The organism is Roseateles sp. T103, assembly GCF_057219915.1.
Genome location: NZ_JBXVVS010000001.1, coordinates 26,683 through 41,995, shown reverse-complemented (window position 1 = coordinate 41,995; position 15,313 = coordinate 26,683). Strand labels below are relative to the sequence as shown.

General features: G+C 68.7%; 14 protein-coding genes. 8 read left to right on the top strand and 6 right to left on the bottom strand.

Annotated elements, in window-relative coordinates:
- Positions 1 to 44: 44 nt before the first annotated feature.
- The 3 genes from AC2EBS_RS00185 to AC2EBS_RS00175 form a co-directional block, all read right to left on the bottom strand.
- Positions 45 to 563 carry a MarR family winged helix-turn-helix transcriptional regulator gene (locus AC2EBS_RS00185; RefSeq protein WP_484726369.1) on the bottom strand — a complete coding sequence of 173 codons (519 nt, stop codon included), beginning with the start codon at positions 561 to 563 and terminating at the stop codon, positions 45 to 47.
- Between the two features lie 101 nt (positions 564 to 664).
- Positions 665 to 2,224 carry a methyl-accepting chemotaxis protein gene (locus tag AC2EBS_RS00180; protein WP_484726368.1) on the bottom strand — a complete coding sequence of 520 codons (1,560 nt, stop codon included), beginning with the start codon at positions 2,222 to 2,224 and terminating at the stop codon, positions 665 to 667.
- Positions 2,225 to 2,372: 148 nt separating this feature from the next.
- The gene (locus tag AC2EBS_RS00175; protein ID WP_484726367.1) at positions 2,373 to 2,825 is read right to left on the bottom strand and encodes a cache domain-containing protein; all 453 of its coding nucleotides are present in this window, start codon (positions 2,823 to 2,825) and stop codon (positions 2,373 to 2,375) included.
- 217 nt (positions 2,826 to 3,042) lie between these two features.
- Here AC2EBS_RS00175 and AC2EBS_RS00170 point away from each other — a divergent pair, with 217 nt between their 5' ends.
- The 8 genes from AC2EBS_RS00170 (at position 3,043) to AC2EBS_RS00135 (ending at position 11,936) form a co-directional block, all read left to right on the top strand.
- Positions 3,043 to 4,158 (top strand): Acg family FMN-binding oxidoreductase, encoded by a 1,116-nt coding sequence (locus AC2EBS_RS00170; protein WP_484726366.1) that lies wholly within the window; start codon positions 3,043 to 3,045, stop codon positions 4,156 to 4,158.
- A 174-nt stretch (positions 4,159 to 4,332) separates the two neighbouring features.
- The gene (locus AC2EBS_RS00165) at positions 4,333 to 5,319 is read left to right on the top strand and encodes a transporter substrate-binding domain-containing protein (protein ID WP_484726365.1); all 987 of its coding nucleotides are present in this window, start codon (positions 4,333 to 4,335) and stop codon (positions 5,317 to 5,319) included.
- A 63-nt stretch (positions 5,320 to 5,382) separates the two neighbouring features.
- Positions 5,383 to 6,312 carry a transporter substrate-binding domain-containing protein gene (locus tag AC2EBS_RS00160; protein WP_484726364.1) on the top strand — a complete coding sequence of 310 codons (930 nt, stop codon included), beginning with the start codon at positions 5,383 to 5,385 and terminating at the stop codon, positions 6,310 to 6,312.
- Between the two features lie 111 nt (positions 6,313 to 6,423).
- Positions 6,424 to 7,164 carry an amino acid ABC transporter permease gene (locus tag AC2EBS_RS00155; protein ID WP_484726363.1) on the top strand — a complete coding sequence of 247 codons (741 nt, stop codon included), beginning with the start codon at positions 6,424 to 6,426 and terminating at the stop codon, positions 7,162 to 7,164.
- A gap of 1 nt (position 7,165) precedes the next feature.
- Positions 7,166 to 7,837: an amino acid ABC transporter permease gene (locus AC2EBS_RS00150; protein ID WP_484726362.1), complete on the top strand. Its 672-nt coding sequence runs from the start codon at positions 7,166 to 7,168 to the stop codon at positions 7,835 to 7,837.
- 10 nt (positions 7,838 to 7,847) lie between these two features.
- On the top strand, positions 7,848 to 8,582 hold the full coding sequence (locus tag AC2EBS_RS00145; RefSeq protein ID WP_484726361.1) for an amino acid ABC transporter ATP-binding protein: 735 nt from the start codon (positions 7,848 to 7,850) through the stop codon (positions 8,580 to 8,582).
- 4 nt (positions 8,583 to 8,586) lie between these two features.
- The gene (locus tag AC2EBS_RS00140; RefSeq protein ID WP_484726360.1) at positions 8,587 to 10,545 is read left to right on the top strand and encodes an ATP-binding protein; all 1,959 of its coding nucleotides are present in this window, start codon (positions 8,587 to 8,589) and stop codon (positions 10,543 to 10,545) included.
- A complete protein-coding gene (locus tag AC2EBS_RS00135; RefSeq protein WP_484726359.1) occupies positions 10,542 to 11,936 on the top strand; it encodes a sigma-54-dependent transcriptional regulator in 1,395 nt (464 codons plus the stop codon). The genes AC2EBS_RS00140 and AC2EBS_RS00135 overlap by 4 nt, the downstream gene beginning before the upstream one ends.
- Positions 11,937 to 11,967: 31 nt before the next feature.
- On the opposite strand, the gene AC2EBS_RS00130 is transcribed toward AC2EBS_RS00135, so the two are convergent.
- From AC2EBS_RS00130 to AC2EBS_RS00120, 3 genes are all read right to left on the bottom strand, one after another.
- Positions 11,968 to 12,588 carry an exopolysaccharide biosynthesis protein gene (locus AC2EBS_RS00130; protein ID WP_484726358.1) on the bottom strand — a complete coding sequence of 207 codons (621 nt, stop codon included), beginning with the start codon at positions 12,586 to 12,588 and terminating at the stop codon, positions 11,968 to 11,970.
- Between the two features lie 124 nt (positions 12,589 to 12,712).
- Positions 12,713 to 14,371 carry an acetolactate synthase large subunit gene (locus AC2EBS_RS00125; RefSeq protein ID WP_484726357.1) on the bottom strand — a complete coding sequence of 553 codons (1,659 nt, stop codon included), beginning with the start codon at positions 14,369 to 14,371 and terminating at the stop codon, positions 12,713 to 12,715.
- A 34-nt stretch (positions 14,372 to 14,405) separates the two neighbouring features.
- Positions 14,406 to 15,278, bottom strand: a complete 873-nt coding sequence (locus AC2EBS_RS00120) for a bile acid:sodium symporter family protein (RefSeq protein WP_484726356.1) — start codon at positions 15,276 to 15,278, stop codon at positions 14,406 to 14,408.
- Positions 15,279 to 15,313 lie beyond the last annotated feature (35 nt).

The following is a 15,313-nucleotide window of genomic DNA, read 5'->3' as shown; positions in this document are numbered from 1 at the left end:
CCCAGCGTCGCCGGCTCGGCTCCGGCGCTGCCTCGATGCGCCGGCTAGAGTTCCGCCAGGGGAATCGCAGCCGCAGCTTCGTCCGCCTTGAGCAGTTCGATCAGCCGACCGAGATCCTGGTCCAGACGTTTGAGGGTGCGCTCATCGAGTTGCGCGATCGCAGCGGGCAACACGCCCGAGAACGGGCCCGGCGCCTGCGCGAGCACGCGCGAGCCGTCCGACGTGATGAGCACTTGCACCGCGCGACGATCCGTTCCCTTGCGTTCAGTGACGACGAGCCCGGCCTTGGCCAGGCTCCTGACCAGATTGCTGGCCGTGGTCTGGTGCACATCCATCGTCTCCGCCAGCGCCCCGACGCCCACGCCGGGCTGAGCACCGATGATGCTCAGCGCCCAGAGTTGTGCACCGCCGATCCCTGCCTGCTTCTCCACCTGCTTGAAGTGCGTCTTCACCGCATTGAAGACAATGCGGAAGCGGCGCAGCACGCGCACTTCCGCAGGCTCGCTCCTCATGCGTTCAGATGGCTGGCTTGGTGGGCGCGCGCGTTGCGGTTCGGTCGTCATCGAATCATCTTAGGCGACGATGCGACGCATCTGCCCAGCTCGCGACAGCCATGCGGCAGACAGTCCTTGGCCGTGCCCCTGGCAGCAGCCTGGCAAAGGTTTCAGCCGCTGATGCGGAACTTCGCCACCAGCGAATTGAGCTGCTGGGTCTGGCCGCTCAGGCTCTGGGCGGCGGCGGCCACCTCCTCGACCAGCGCGGCATTCTGCTGCGTCGAGGTGTCGATGGACTGCACCGAGGTGTTCACCACATTCAGCCCCGAGCTCTGCTGCACCGATGCATCGCTGATCTGCCCCACCAGGGCATGAACCTCGCGGACGCTGGAAACCAGGTTGCGCATGGTGTTGCCGAGGCTGTCGATCTGCCCCGCGCCGGCATCGACGCGCTCCACCGATTCGCCGATCAGCTGGCGCACCTCGCTGGCCGCGCCGGAGACGCGATGCGCCAGCGCACGCACCTCGCTGGCGACGACAGCAAAGCCGCGCCCCTGCTCGCCGGCGCGCGCCGCCTCCACCGCGGCGTTCAACGCGAGGATGTTGGTCTGGAAGGCGATGCTGTCGATCACGCCGATGATGTCGGCAATCCGCTTGGACGACTGGCTGATGTTGGACATGGTCTGGGCGACCTGCTCCATCGCATTGCCGCCCTCGCCGGCCACCACGGCGCTGCGATCGGCCAGCTTGCGCACTGAAGCAGCCGTCTCGCTGTTCTTGTTCACCAGGCCGGTCAGGTCCAGCAGCGACGAGGCCGTCTGCTGCACCGACGAGGCCTGCTGCTCGGTCCGCGTGGACAGGTCCAGATTGCCCTGGGTGATCTCGCGCGAGGCCATGTCGATGGACTCGGCGGAATCGCGCACGGCACTGACCATCGCCGCCAGCTGACGGGTCATGGTCTGCAGGCTGCCCATCAGGTCGGCCACTTCGTCGTTGCCTTCGTGGTGGAAGGCCACCGTCAGGTCGCCCTCGGCCACGCGTGTGGCCAGGCGTCCGGCATCCTGCAGCGGCCGCGTCACCGAGCGCGTGATGACCAGCGCCAGCGCCGCGCCCGCGGCGATGACCGCCACGACGAAGACACTCAGCAGCAGCGTGCGCTGGCGGCGCGCCGCATCGATCTCGGCCATCTCGGCCACGGCACGCTCGCGCATCAGCTGCGTGAGCTGAACCAGCTGCTCAGCCCATTCCTTCTCGACCGGCGCGAAGCGCTTGGTGAGCACCTTGGCGGCCTCGTCGCCGGCCATGGCCATGGTGAACTGCAGTGCTTCCTCGACCATGGGCTCGGCCTGCTTGCGCAGGGCCACGGCCTTGTCGAGTACCGCCTTCTCATTGGGGCTAAGGCCGGCAGCGACCAGCTTCTCTTCCTGCGTGACCACCATCTTCAGCGCGGCGCGATAGGCGGCGACGTCCTTGTTCAGATCGCCGCTGTCCGACTGCAGGCCCGCGCTGCGGATGCTGGAGGTGGCGGACAGCTGCGATTCGCGGATCATCTGCACCGCCGCCGTGCGCTCGCGCGCATTCGCCTCGGCCAGCTGCACGGCTTCGAGATCCTTCTGGCCGGACCAGGCGGCAGCGAACACCGCCAGCACCGAGCCGCCGATCACGGCACCGAAGCAGATGCCCAGACGTGCGCCAAGCCGAAGCCGCTGAAGAGGAGCAAGCAAACTCATAGAGACCTCGAAGCCGGACGTGCAGTGAAAAGGGACAGACAGGACTCAGACACGAAACAAGAAGGTCGCAGCACGGGCAAACCGGGCCGGCCAGCCGGGGCGCATTGCCCCAGCGCCGCAGGCCCGCGCCCGCCGGCTCGACCCGCGCTTACTTGGTGATCGCGACGCCGACGAAGACCTCGGTACCCGGCACGCCGCGCACGAACATCGAGCGCTCTTCCAGCTTCTTGGTCGTCGGGTTGATGAACTGGTAGTCGACCCAGCCCTCGCCCTTCTTGGCCACCGCGACGAATTCCTTGACGAACTCCTTGCCCGACGGGTCCTTGGACTCCAGCGTGTTCTTGCCTACCAGGCGCTCGTTGAGCGAGCTCGCCAGCACGGTGCCATTCACATGGTTCACGATGACGTTCATGCCCTTGGTCTTCCATTCGGGCGCGGTGTTGACTTCCTTGCTGGCCTGTTCGACACCGACCTTCTTGACCAGGTTCACGGCCGCACCCACCTGCTGCTGCGCATCGGCGCGCGTTTGTGCGAAGCCGGACACGCTGACCAGCAGACCTGCGACCAGGGCCATGACACCGCGAACGTTGAAGAAGTTCATGCTTTCATCTCCTGTGAGTGGGAAAAGTGATTCCTCTGCTATCTTCGGCTCGAAGCGCACAAAGATGAAGCCCTTTCTCTGACGCGAACGTGAACTGCGCCGCAGGCCGCCCCGGCTTGATGCAGCAGTGGCACCAAGCTGTTGCTGCCGTACTGCACCGTCTTGACGCTCGATGCCCTCATCGACAATGAAGCGCGGCTGGTGCAGGCTAGGCCCCATGATGCTCAACCGACGCCAATTCACCCGCCGCCTGCTCGTGCCGGCCCTGCTGCCGGCTGCGGCAGTGCCGCTGTCCGGATGCGCCGGCAACACCGCCGTGCAGCGCTATGAGGAGCTGGTGCGCCAGACCTGGCGGCGCGGCCCCTTGCAGGGGCTCAGCGGCGCCGACTTGAGCCGCGAGCTGGTGCGCTATGCCACGCTGGCGCCCAGCAGCCACAACACCCAGTGCTGGAAGTTCACGCTGGAGCCGGACGCGATCACCCTGCGGCCCGACTTCGCGCGGCGCTGTCCGGTAGTGGATCCGGACGATCACCACCTCTATGTCTCGCTCGGTTGCGCGGCGGAGAACCTGATCCAGGCGGCGCGCGCCTTCGGCCTGGCGGGCGAAGCCCAGTACGACGCCTCGCGCGATGCGCTGCGCATCGCGCTGGCGCCGACCCAGGCGCGGGCCTCGCCGCTGTTCGACGCCATCCCGGCGCGCCAATCCACCCGCGGGCTCTACGACGGTCAGCCGCTGGCGGCCGACGAGCTGAAGCGGCTCGAGCAGGCGGCCAGTTCGCCGCAGGTGCGCCTGCTGCTGCTGACCGCCCGGCCGGCGGTCGAGACCGTGCTGGACTTCGTCGTGCAGGGCAACAGCGCACAGATGGCCGATCCGGCCTTCGTCGCCGAGCTCAAGCACTGGCTGCGCTTCAACGAGACCGAGGCCATGCAGCAGGGCGACGGCCTGTTCAGCCGCTCCTCGGGCAACCCGTCCGTGCCGGGCTGGCTGGCCCGGCCGCTGTTCGACTTCGTGTTTCGCGCCGAGGCGGAGAACGACAAGTACGCCAAGCAGCTGCGCAGCTCGGCGGGCGTGGCGGTGTTCGTCGCTGCCCAGGCCGACAAGGCGCACTGGATAGCGACCGGGCGCGCCTTCGAGCGCTTTGCACTGCAGGCCACCGCGCTGGGGGTGCGCAATGCCCACCTGAACATGCCGATCGAGGTGGCCGCGCTGCGCCCGGGCTTTGCCAGCGCGCTCGGCCTGGGCGGCCAGAGGCCGGATCTGGTCGTGCGCTTCGGGCGCGGGCCGGCGCTGCCGCCGTCGCTGCGCCGGCCGCTGCAGCAGGTGCTGGCCTGAGCCGCGTCGCGGCCGGGCGCGCGGCGCCCGGAATCCCGTCGGCCGGCGGGAGGGATGGCCGGTTTTCCGTCCGACACGCCGACACCATCCTGCATCCAGCCCTTGCGCATCAGGCATTTAGGCGGGCCGCTCCGTATTAACCCGCGCTGGCACAGCATCTGCGTAGGGCAGCCCATGCACCTGGCCCTCACTCAGCGCAAGCGCCCCCGGACTGCCGCCCTTCGGGCCGGCGTGCTGCTGGCCGCTGCGCTGCTGTCCGGCCTTGCGCTCGGGGCCTCCAGCGCGGGTGCCGCCTCCAGTCCGGCGTCGAGCGCGACGCCCGCCCAGCTGGCCGCACAGAGCCCCACGCTGCGTCGCATCGCCGAGACCGGCACCATCAACCTCGGCCACCGCGAGTCCTCGGTGCCGTTCTCCTACTACGACCAGCGCCGCCAGGTGGTGGGCTATTCGCATGAGCTGATGCTCAAGGTGGTCGACGAGATCCGCGCCGAGCTCAAGCTGCCGGCGCTGACGCAACGCCTGGTGCCGGTGACCTCGCAGAACCGCATCCCGCTGGTGCTCAACGGCACGGTGGACATCGAATGCGGCTCCACCTCGCACACCGCGGCGCGCGCGCGTCAGGTGGCCTTCTCGACCTCGATCTTCGTCGTGAGCACGCGGCTGCTGGTGCACCGCAGCTCGGGCATACGCGACTTCGCCGACCTGGCCGGGCGCAAGGCGGTGGTCACCGCCGGCACCACCTCCGAGCGCCTGCTGCGCACCTGGAGCGAGACGCACGGCAGCCGCATCCAGCTGCTCACCGCGCGCGACCACGGCGATGCCTTCCAGTCGCTGGAGAGCGGCAAGGTCGACGCGCTGATGCTGGACGACGCGCTGCTCTACGGCGAGCGCGCCAAGGCCACCCATCCGGAGAACTGGCTGGTCACCGGCACGCCGATGTCCTACGAGGTCTACGGCTGCATGATGCGCCGCGACGATCCGCTGTTCAAAAGCCTGGTCGACCGCACGCTTACCCGCTTGCTCACTTCCGGCGAGGCGTTGAAGATCTACACACGCTGGTTCCAGAAACCCATCCCCCCCAAGGGACTGAACCTGAACTGGCCCCCGTCGGAGGCGCTGCTGCGCCTGTACCAGCAACCCAGCGACCAGGCCTTGAACTGAGCCTCGCGCCAGCCCGCCCGACCTGTTTCCATCCACCTCTTTTCACCCCAGCAAGGAGCTCACATGTCCCTCAAGAAGTCTGCAGTTGCCTTTCAACGCACCGCCACCGCCACAGCCCTGGTGCTGGCCGGCCTGCTGGCCACCGGTGCCGCCCAGGCCGACACGCTGAAGAAGATCAAGGACAGCGGCAGCGTCACCATGGGCGTGCGCGAGTCCTCCGGCGCGCTGTCCTACACGCTGGGCGATGGCAAGTACGTCGGCTACCACGTGGAGATCTGCGAGAAGGTGCTCGGCGACATCCGCAAGCAGCTGGGCCTGAGCAGCCTGGCGGTGAAGTACCAGCCGGTGACCTCGCAGAACCGCATCCCGCTGGTGGAAAACGGCACCGTGGACATCGAGTGCGGCTCCACCACCAACAATGCCGCCCGCCAGAAGCAGGTGGCTTTCGCGGTGACCACCTTCGTCGAGGAAGTGCGCATCGCCGTCAAGGCCAGCTCGGGCATCAGCTCGATCAATCAGCTGGCCGGCAAGACCGTTGCCACCACCACCGGCACGACCTCGGTGCAGACGCTGCGCAAGCATGAGCGCGCCACCGGCGTGGACTTCAAGGAAGTGTTCGGCAAGGACCACGCCGACAGCTTCCTGCTGCTGGAATCCGGCCGCGCCGACGCCTTCGTGATGGACGGCTCGCTGCTGGCCGGCCTGATCGCGCGCTCCAAGGCGCCGAACGACTTCAAGATCGTCGGCGAAGTGCTGTCGGTCGAGCCGATCGCGATCATGTTCCGCAAGGACGATCCGGCGTTCAAGAAGGCCGTCGACGACAGCATCAAGGCCATGATCAAGTCCGGCGAGGTGGCCAAGCTGTACGACAAGTGGCTGCTGCAGCCGATCCCGCCGACCAACGCCAAGGTGGGCCTGCCGATGAGCGACAACCTCAAGGCCGCGCTGGCCAACCCCAACGACAAGCCGGCCGAAGACTACGCCAAGAAGTAATCGGCAAGGACGAGCCGGACGCTTCAACCGGCTCACTGGGGCCCGTGCATCGCAGCCTGCGGTCACGGGCCTCTTGACCAGAAGTACCGTACACAGAATCCGGAGAAGCGCGTGGCGAGCTTTGAATGGCAGGTGTTCTGCAAGAACACCATCGATGGCGAGGTGATCCCGCGCTGCTTCGGCAGCGGCGGCGACATCACCTACCTGGACTGGATGATCTCCGCCTGGGGCTGGACGCTCAGCGTCGCGCTGCTCGCGCTAGTGCTGGCGCTGCTGACCGGCTCGCTGATGGGCATCCTGCGCACCGTGCCGAACAAGGCGCTGGTCGCCTTCGGCGAGGCCTGGACCGAGCTGTTCCGCAACATCCCGCTGCTGGTGCAGATCTTCCTCTGGTACCACGTGGTGCCGGCGCTGATCCCGCCACTCAAGAGCGTGCCCAGCTTCATCCTCGTGGTCTTCGCTCTCGGCTTCTTCACCTCGGCCCGCGTGTCCGAACAGGTCAAGGCCGGCATCCAGAGCCTACCCAAGGGCCAGCGCTACGCGGGCCTGGCGCTGGGCCTCACGCTGCCGCAGACCTACCGCTACGTGCTGCTGCCGATGGCCTTTCGCATCGTCATCCCGCCGCTGACCAGCGAGAGCATGAACATCATCAAGAACAGCTCGGTGGCCTTCGCAGTGTCGGTGGCCGAGCTGACCATGTTCGCGATGCAGGCGCAGGAGGAGACCGCGCGCGGCATCGAGATCTACATGGGCGTGACCGCGCTGTATTTCGTCTCGGCCTTCGCCGTCAACCGCATCGCGCTGTTCATCGAGCAGCGCGTGCGCGTGCCCGGCTTCATCGGAGGCCACTGAGATGCTGATGAACCTGGACTTCTCCTTCCTGAGCTGGCAGGTCGTCTCCAGCTTCGTGCTCAAGGGCCTGGTCTTCTCCGTCCAGCTGACCCTGGTGGCGATGATCGGCGGCATCCTGCTGGGCACGCTGATCGCGCTGATGCGCCTGTCCGGCAAGAAGTGGCTGGAAGTGCCCGCGGCCTTCTACGTGAACACGCTGCGCTCCATCCCGCTGGTGATGGTGATCCTGTGGTTCTTCCTGCTGATCCCGCTGATGACCGGCAGACCCATGGGCGCCGAGCTGTCGGCGGTGATCACCTTCACCGTGTTCGAGGCGGCCTACTACTCGGAGATCATGCGTGCCGGCATCCAGAGCGTGCCCAAAGGCCAGGTCTACGCCGGCTATGCGATGGGCATGAACTACCGCCAGACCATGCAGCTGGTGGTGCTGCCGCAGGCCTTCCGCAACATGCTGCCGGTGCTGCTGACGCAGACCATCATCCTGTTCCAGGACACCTCGCTGGTCTACGCCATCGGCGCCTATGACCTGCTCAAGGGCTTCGAGGTCGCCGGCAAGAACTTCAACCGCCCGGTGGAGACCTATCTGGTCGCCGCCCTCGTCTACTTCGTGATCTGCTTCGGCCTGTCGATGATGGTGCGCCGCCTGCAGAAACGCATTGCGATTATTCGTTGAGGCTTGAGCCATGATCGAGATAAAGAACGTTTCCAAGTGGTACGGCCAGTTCCAGGTGCTGACCGACTGCAGCACCAGCATCAAGAAGGGCGAGGTCGTCGTGGTCTGCGGCCCTTCGGGCTCGGGCAAGAGCACGCTGATCAAAACCGTCAACGCGCTGGAGCCCATCCAGCAGGGCGACATCACGGTGGACGGCATCAGCATCACCGCGCCAGGCACCAACCTGCCCAAGCTGCGCTCGCGCGTGGGCATGGTGTTCCAGCACTTCGAGCTGTTCCCGCACCTGTCGGTGACCGAGAACCTGACCATCGCGCAGATCAAGGTGCTGGGCCGCAACCCGACCGAGGCCAAGGCGCGCGGACTGAAGATGCTCGAGCGCGTGGGCCTGTCGGCGCACAAGGACAAGTTCCCCGGCCAGCTCTCCGGCGGCCAGCAGCAGCGCGTCGCGATCGCCCGCGCGCTGTCGATGGACCCTATCGTGATGCTGTTCGACGAGCCCACCTCGGCGCTGGACCCCGAGATGGTCGGCGAGGTGCTGGACGTGATGGTCGGCCTGGCCAACGAGGGCATGACGATGATGTGCGTGACCCACGAGATGGGCTTTGCCAAGAAGGTCAGCGACCGTGTGATCTTCATGGACGCGGGCAAAATCGTCGAGGACTGCCGCAAGGACGAGTTCTTCGGCAACCCCGACGCACGCTCGCCGCGTGCCAAGGACTTCCTCTCAAAGATTCTCCAGCACTGATTTCTTGAGCGCTCCCGCCGCCAGCACCTCAACCGGCCTTCGCAGCATCTCCTGGTCCGCGCGGCCGCGCGGCGGGCTGCGCACGCTGCTGCTGGCGCTGGCCGCTGCGGCGCTGGTGCTGGCCGCCGGCTGGGCCGGCTACTCGGCCAGCCGGCAGCGCGGCACCGAGGCGCTGCGCGTCGAGGCCAACCATCAGCTCGAGCTCTTCGGCAGCGCCGCCGAAGGCGTGATCAAGCGGCTCGAGCCGGTGCCGGCCACGGTGCAGCTCAACCCCGAGGTGCTGGAGCTGCTGCGCCAGCCCGCTTCGCGCGAGCGCGCCGCGGCAGCCAGCAACTACCTGCGCCGCCTCAATGCCCATCTGGGCAGTCAGGCGGTGTTCGTGATCGGCGAACGCGGCGTGGTGCTGGCCGCCAGCGAGCCGGCCCTGGTGGGCGAGGACCTGGCGTTCCGGCCCTTCTTCCTCGAAGCGCTGTCGGGCCGCGTCGGCCGCCACTTCGCCATCGATGCCAAGAGCGGCCTGGGCGGCTACTACGTCTCGCATCCCATCCATGACGGCGCCCGCGTGGCCGGCGTGGCAGCGATCAAGATCAGCCTGGAGCCGATCAACGAAGCCTGGGCCAGCCTGGCCGCGCCGGCGCTGCTGGCCGACTCGAACCAGGTGGTGATCCTGTCGTCCGAACCGTCCTGGCGCTACACCGCGCTGGGCGAGCTCAGCGTCGAGCAGCGCGTGGACCTGCAGCTCGGCCGCCTCTATGCCGAGCAGCGCCTGCCACGCTTCCCGCTCAAGGTGGACCTGCGCGTGGACGAGGATGCCCAGGTGGTCGAGGGCGTGCTGCCGCATGGTCTGGACGGGCCGGGCAGCCAGGCAGGCGGCGGGCCGCTGACGCAGACGCGAGGCATGCTGGTCGTCGGCCGCACGCTCAACGGCATGGACTGGCGGCTGCTGATGTTCGCCGACCTGCGGCCGGTGCGGCAGGAGGCCGTTACCTACGGACTGCTGGCCGCGCTGGCGATGGGCGTGCTGCTGCTGCTGGCGCTGATCGCGCTGCAGCGCCGCCGCATCCTGCGCCAGAAGCTCGATGCGCAACGCTGGCTGCAACAGGCCAACACGCAGCTGGAACAGCAGGTGCAGCGCCGCACCAGCGCGCTGTCCGAGGCCAACGCCAGGCTGGAGCGCGAGGTCGCCGAGCGCCTGGCCGCCGAGCAGACACTGCGCCAGGCGCAGGACGAGCTGATCCACGCCGGCAAGATGGCCGCCCTGGGCCAGCTGTCCACCGGCATCACCCACGAGCTGACGCAGCCGCTCGGCGCGATGCGCACGCTGTCGGGCAATGCGCTGGAATTCATGAAGCGCGGCCAGCTCGACAGCGTGCAGAGCAATCTGCAGCTGCTCACCCGCCTGGCCGACCAGATGGGCAGCATCATCGAGCCGCTCAAGGGCTTCGCGCGCAAGAGCCAGGCGCGCCCCCAGCCCTGCGACGTGGGCCGCGCCTTCGCCAACGCGCTGTTCCTCTACGACCAGCGGCTGCGCAAGCAGAACGTCAGCATCGTCCGCCCCGAGGCGAGCGACGCGCCGTCGCTGCTCGCCTGGGTCGATGCCAACCGGCTGGAGCAGATCTGGATCAATCTGGTCGGCAATGCGCTGGACGCGATGAAGGACAACGAGGCCGCAGGCCGGCCGCGCGAGCTGCGCCTGACCGTCAGGCGCGAGGCCGACGACATCGTCGCCGAGCTCTGCGACAGCGGCCCCGGCCTGGCCGACGACGTGCGCGCGCACCTGTTCGAGCCCTTCTTCACCACCAAGGATGCCGGCGTCGGCCTCGGCCTGGGCCTGGCGATCTCGCGCGACATCGCGCGCGAGGCCGGCGGCGAGCTGGAGGCGGACAATCGCCCCGCGGGCCAGGGCAGCGGCGCCTGCTTCCGCCTGCGCTTGCCCGCAGCACCCGACACTGAGAACCCATGAGCCTCGAACTCTCCGTCCTGCTCGTCGAAGACGATCTGCACATGCAGCTGGGCTGCGTGCAGGCCCTGCAGCTCGCCGGCCTGCGCTGCGAGGCGGTGGACTCCGCCGAGGCCGCGCTGGCCGACAAGATCAAGCCCGGCTTTGCCGGCGTGGTCGTCACCGACATGCGCCTGCCCGGTGCCGACGGCATGAGCCTGGTGCGGCGCTGCCGCGAGCTCGACGCCGACCTGCCCGTCATCATGATCACCGGCCATGGCGACGTCAGCCTGGCGGTGGAGGCCATGCGCAGCGGCGCCTACGACTTCATCCCCAAGCCCTTCTCACCCGAGGTGCTGGTCGAGGTGGTCAAGCGCGCGCTGGAGAAGCGCCGCCTGACGCTGGAAGTGGCGCGGCTGCGCGAGCAGCTGGCCGCCGCGCACGAGGGCGGTGTGGCCGCCAAGCTGGTGGGCCGCTCGCCACAGATCGAGGCGGTGCGCCAGCTGATCACGCGCATCGCGCACAGCTCGGTGGACGTGCTGATCCGCGGCGAAACCGGCACCGGCAAGGAGCTGGTCGCGCAGGCGCTGCACGAGCTCTCGGGCCGCAAGGCCGCGCCGCTGGTGGCGCTGAACTGCGGCGGCCTGCCCGACAGCCTGCTCGACAGCGAGCTCTTCGGCCACGAGGCCGGCGCCTTCACCGGCGCGGCCAAGCGCCGCATCGGCAAGATCGAGCATGCCAGCGGCGGCACCTTGTTCCTCGACGAGGTCGAGAGCATGCCCATGGGCGTGCAGGTCAAGCTGCTGCGCGTGCTGCAGGAGCGCGTCATCGAACGATTAGGCTCCAACCAGCGCATCCCGGTGGACTGCCGCGTCATCGCCGCCAGCAAGGACGACCTGCTGCAGCGCGCGCAGCAGGGCTCCTTCCGCAGCGACCTCTACTACCGGCTCAATGTCGTCACCATCGACCTGCCGCCGCTGCGCGAGCGCCGCGAGGACATCCCGCTGCTGCTGGAGCACTTCATGCTGCTGGCCGCCAGCCGCTACGGCCTGCCGGTGCCGACGGTGAGCCCCTCGCAGCTGCAGCTGCTGGCCAAGCACAGCTGGCCGGGCAATGTGCGCGAGCTGCGCAATGTGGCCGACTGCCTGGTGCTGGGCGTGGCCAGCGATGTGCTCGCGCCCGCCATGCCCAGCGGCGACGGTGCCGCCGACAAGCCGCATGCGCTGTCGCTGGCCGAGATCGTCGAGGACTTCGAGAAAAGCCTGATCCGCGAGGAGCTGCAGCGCCAGGGCGGCAATATCGCGCGCAGCGCGGCGGCGCTGCGCACCGCGAAGACCACGCTGGCCGACAAGATCCGGCGCTACAGGCTCAACGACGCCGCAGGCACCGAGGCCGAGCCCCCGGGGGCCGGCTGAAAGCGGCGCCCGGCGGCAGCGCTTCGGGGGATCAACCGCCGATCCAGCGCCACAGCGGCGCCAGCGCCAGCGACCAGGCCGCCGCGCCCAGCGCCACCGCATAGGCGCAGGCCAGCACCGCGACGATCAGCGACAGCAGCACCAGCAGGCCGTCGCGGAAGGCCAGCGCAAAGCCCAGCAGCGCCAGCGACAGCGCCGGCAGCACATTGCCCAGCGGCAGCGGCAGCGCGATCAGCACGCCCATCACCGCGACCAGGGATGCCATCCAGGGACGGCGGCCACGCGAATGCACCAGGCGGACCATGCGCCGCCGCGACCAGCGGCCCATATGCGCATAGAACCAGGCCATCAGCAGCAGCACCCGGCGCGCCCACAGCGCCGGCATCCGAAAGCCCGCCACGCCCGCGGGCAGCCCGCCCACGCGCCGGCCCTGCCACATCGGCACCGCCAACATCATCAGGGCCAGGCCCAGCACACTGCCCACGCCGGGAACCGGCGTCACGCAGGGCGCGGCCAGCAGCACCAGCAACGAGCCAATCGCCGCACGGCCCTGCAACGAGGCCAGATCGGCCAGCGTGACCGGCGATTCACCCAAGCCATGCGCGGCATCGCGCAGGCGTTGGTGCAGAGGGGGAGCATGCGGCTTTTTCATCGGCGCGCAGTATCGCCTCGGCAGCTGACAAGGCGAAGGCCCCACCGAAATGCCACAGAAGGTCGCAGCCTATTCAGGCCGACGGCGCCTGCGGCCACCGGGTCATTGCGGACCCGGTGCGCCGTCACGGCGCGATCTTGCGCTTCAGCGCGCGGGCCACGCCCTGCGGCAGATTGGGCAGCGAGCGCAGCAGCCAGGGCAGCACCTTGCGCTTGGCGCCGTTGAGCGACTCCGGCACCATGGCTTCGATCAGGTGCGGGCCCGGGTGCGTCAGCGCGTATTCCAGCGCCTTGCAGAACTCCTCGGCCGTGCTCACCCGCACCGCATGCACGCCCATCCCTTGCGCCAGCTGCGCGAAATTCAGCACCGGGCCATCCAGCTCGAACTGCGCCTTGGCCTTGGCGCCGGACTCCTCGGCGCCCACGCGCTCCAGCTCCACCTTGAGCACCGAGTAGGACGCGTTGTTGAAGATGATGGACGTGACGTTGAGCTTCTCGCGCGCCATGGTCCACAGCGCCTGGATGGTGTACATCGAGGAGCCGTCGCCGATCAGCGCCAGCACCGGCCGCTCCGGGCAGGCCACCGCCGCGCCGACCGCGCTGGGCAGGCCCTGCCCGATGGCGCCGCCGGTCAGCGTGATCAGGTCGTGGCGCGGCGCGCCGGCCGTCATCGCGCCCAGCATCAGGCCCGAGGTGATGGCCTCATCCACCACGATGGCGTTCTCGGGCATCAGATGGCCCAGCGCCTTGCAGACCTTGGCGGCGTTGAGCTTGCCCTTGGGACGGCCGGGCCGCTGTGCCGGCTGCAGCGCGGGCTGCGCCTGTGCCGCGCCCAGCGCCTGCACCAGCTTGCCCAGGCTGGCGGCGGCGTCCTGCTCGGGCGTGCTCAGCGTGTGCACCGTGCAGCCGGCCGGCACCAGGTCGCTGGCCTTGCCGGGATAGGCGAAGAAGGACACCGGCGACTTGGCATCGACCAGGATCAGGTGCTTCACATCGGCCAGCTGCACGCCCGCCAGCTCGGCCAGGTAGGCGATGCGCTCCACCGGCGGCAGGCCGGCGCCGCGTTCCAGCCGGGTCGGGAAAACCTCGGCCAGCACGCGCACGCCACTGTGCGCCGCGATGCGCGCGGCGGCCAGCAGCGCCGACTCGCGCAAGGCCAGGCCGCCCAGCAGCAGCGCGCAGGTCTGGCCCGAGCGCACCGCGTCGGCGATGGCGGCGACAGTGGCGTCATCGGCCGCTGCCGGCTTGGGCAGGGCCGGCGGCGGCACCGGCACCGCGCCCTCGCCCCAGGACACATCGGCCGGCAGGATCAGCGTGGCCACCTGGCCCGGCAGGCCGCGAGCGGCGGCGACCGCATCGGCCGCGTCACGGCAGAGTTCGCTGGTCTTTTGCGAGGTGCGCACGAAGCCGGGCGAGACATTGCGCGCCACCGTCTCGATGTCGGATTGCAGCTGCGCGTCGTACTGCGTGTGATAGGTCGCGTGGTCGCCGACGATGTTGACGATGGGCACCTTGCCCTTGCGCGCGTTGTGCAGATTGGCCAGGCCATTGCCCAGGCCGCAGCCCAGGTGCAAGAGCGTGGCGGCGGGCTTGTCGGCCATGCGCGCATAGCCGTCGGCCGCGCCCGTGGCCACGCCCTCGAACAGCGCCAGCACCGCGCGCATGCGCGGCTCGCTGTCCAGCGCGGCGACGAAGTGCATCTCGCTGGTGCCGGGGTTGGTGAAACAGACCTCGACGCCGGCATCGACCAGGGTCTTCATCAGGGCTTGTGCGCCGTTGGGCATGGGAGTCTCCTCGTATGTCTTGTCCGGTCTCGATTCAGGCGGCCTGGGCGGGCAGGAAGCGCCGCATCGTGAAGGCAAACAGCAGGCCGCCCGCATACATCAGCACGCCATAGAGCGCGCCGGGAATGGCCATCGCATCGTCCTTCAGCACGCTGCTGGCGATCACCAGCGAGAGCGCCGCGTTCTGCACCGCCGTCTCGATGCCCAGCGTCACCGACTGGCGGCGCGACAGCCGCGCGGCCCAGGCCACCGCGAAGCCCACGCAGAGCATGCTCACGTTCAGCAAGACGGCGAACGGCGCCAGCGTGGCGAAGTTGTCGCGCAGCAGCGCCCAGTTCTTCAGCACCGCCAGGAGCACGATTAGGATGAACAGCAGCGTGGCCACGCGCGTGGCGCGCGGCTCGAAGCGCAGCGCCCAGGCGCTGTAGCGAGCCCGCGCCAGCATGCCCAGGCTGACCGGCAGGCCCAGCACCAGCGCCACCTGGCCCATCATCAGGCCCACCGGCACGTCCACCGCGCGCGCCGCGCCCAGGTAGTGGCCCAGCGCCCAGGTGACGACGATGGGCAGCGTGAAGATGGTCAGCACGCTGGCCACCGCGGTGAAGCTCAGCGCCAGCGCCACGTCGCCGCGCGCCAGATAGGTGAGCAGATTGGAGGTGCTGCCGGTCGGGCAGGCCGCCAGGATCATGAATCCCACCGCGAACACACCGCCCATGCCGAAGGCCGTCAGCATCAGATAGCAGGCCAGCGGCAGCAGCACGAAGTGGCAGACCACGCCCACCAGCAGCGCACGCGGCTGCGCAAAGATGCGCCGGAAGTCCGCCGGCGTCAGCCCCAGGCCCAGCGAGAACATGATGAAGGCCAGGATCAGCGGCAGCAGCACGCCGGAAACGATGTCACCTTGCACGAGCTTCTCCTCTAGTTGTCTTCTTGTCTTTGGGT

Bases quoted from the DNA above. Each gene is read 5' to 3' on its own strand.
- AC2EBS_RS00185 (WP_484726369.1), bottom strand. From the start codon at position 563: ATGACGACCGAACCGCAACGCGCGCGCCCACCAAGCCAGCCATCTGAA.
- AC2EBS_RS00180 (WP_484726368.1), bottom strand. From the start codon at position 2,224: ATGAGTTTGCTTGCTCCTCTTCAGCGGCTTCGGCTTGGCGCACGTCTG.
- AC2EBS_RS00175 (WP_484726367.1), bottom strand. From the start codon at position 2,825: ATGAACTTCTTCAACGTTCGCGGTGTCATGGCCCTGGTCGCAGGTCTG.
- AC2EBS_RS00170 (WP_484726366.1), top strand. From the start codon at position 3,043: ATGATGCTCAACCGACGCCAATTCACCCGCCGCCTGCTCGTGCCGGCC.
- AC2EBS_RS00165 (WP_484726365.1), top strand. From the start codon at position 4,333: ATGCACCTGGCCCTCACTCAGCGCAAGCGCCCCCGGACTGCCGCCCTT.
- AC2EBS_RS00160 (WP_484726364.1), top strand. From the start codon at position 5,383: ATGTCCCTCAAGAAGTCTGCAGTTGCCTTTCAACGCACCGCCACCGCC.
- AC2EBS_RS00150 (WP_484726362.1), top strand. From the start codon at position 7,166: ATGCTGATGAACCTGGACTTCTCCTTCCTGAGCTGGCAGGTCGTCTCC.
- AC2EBS_RS00145 (WP_484726361.1), top strand. From the start codon at position 7,848: ATGATCGAGATAAAGAACGTTTCCAAGTGGTACGGCCAGTTCCAGGTG.
- AC2EBS_RS00135 (WP_484726359.1), top strand. From the start codon at position 10,542: ATGAGCCTCGAACTCTCCGTCCTGCTCGTCGAAGACGATCTGCACATG.
- AC2EBS_RS00130 (WP_484726358.1), bottom strand. From the start codon at position 12,588: ATGAAAAAGCCGCATGCTCCCCCTCTGCACCAACGCCTGCGCGATGCC.
- AC2EBS_RS00125 (WP_484726357.1), bottom strand. From the start codon at position 14,371: ATGCCCAACGGCGCACAAGCCCTGATGAAGACCCTGGTCGATGCCGGC.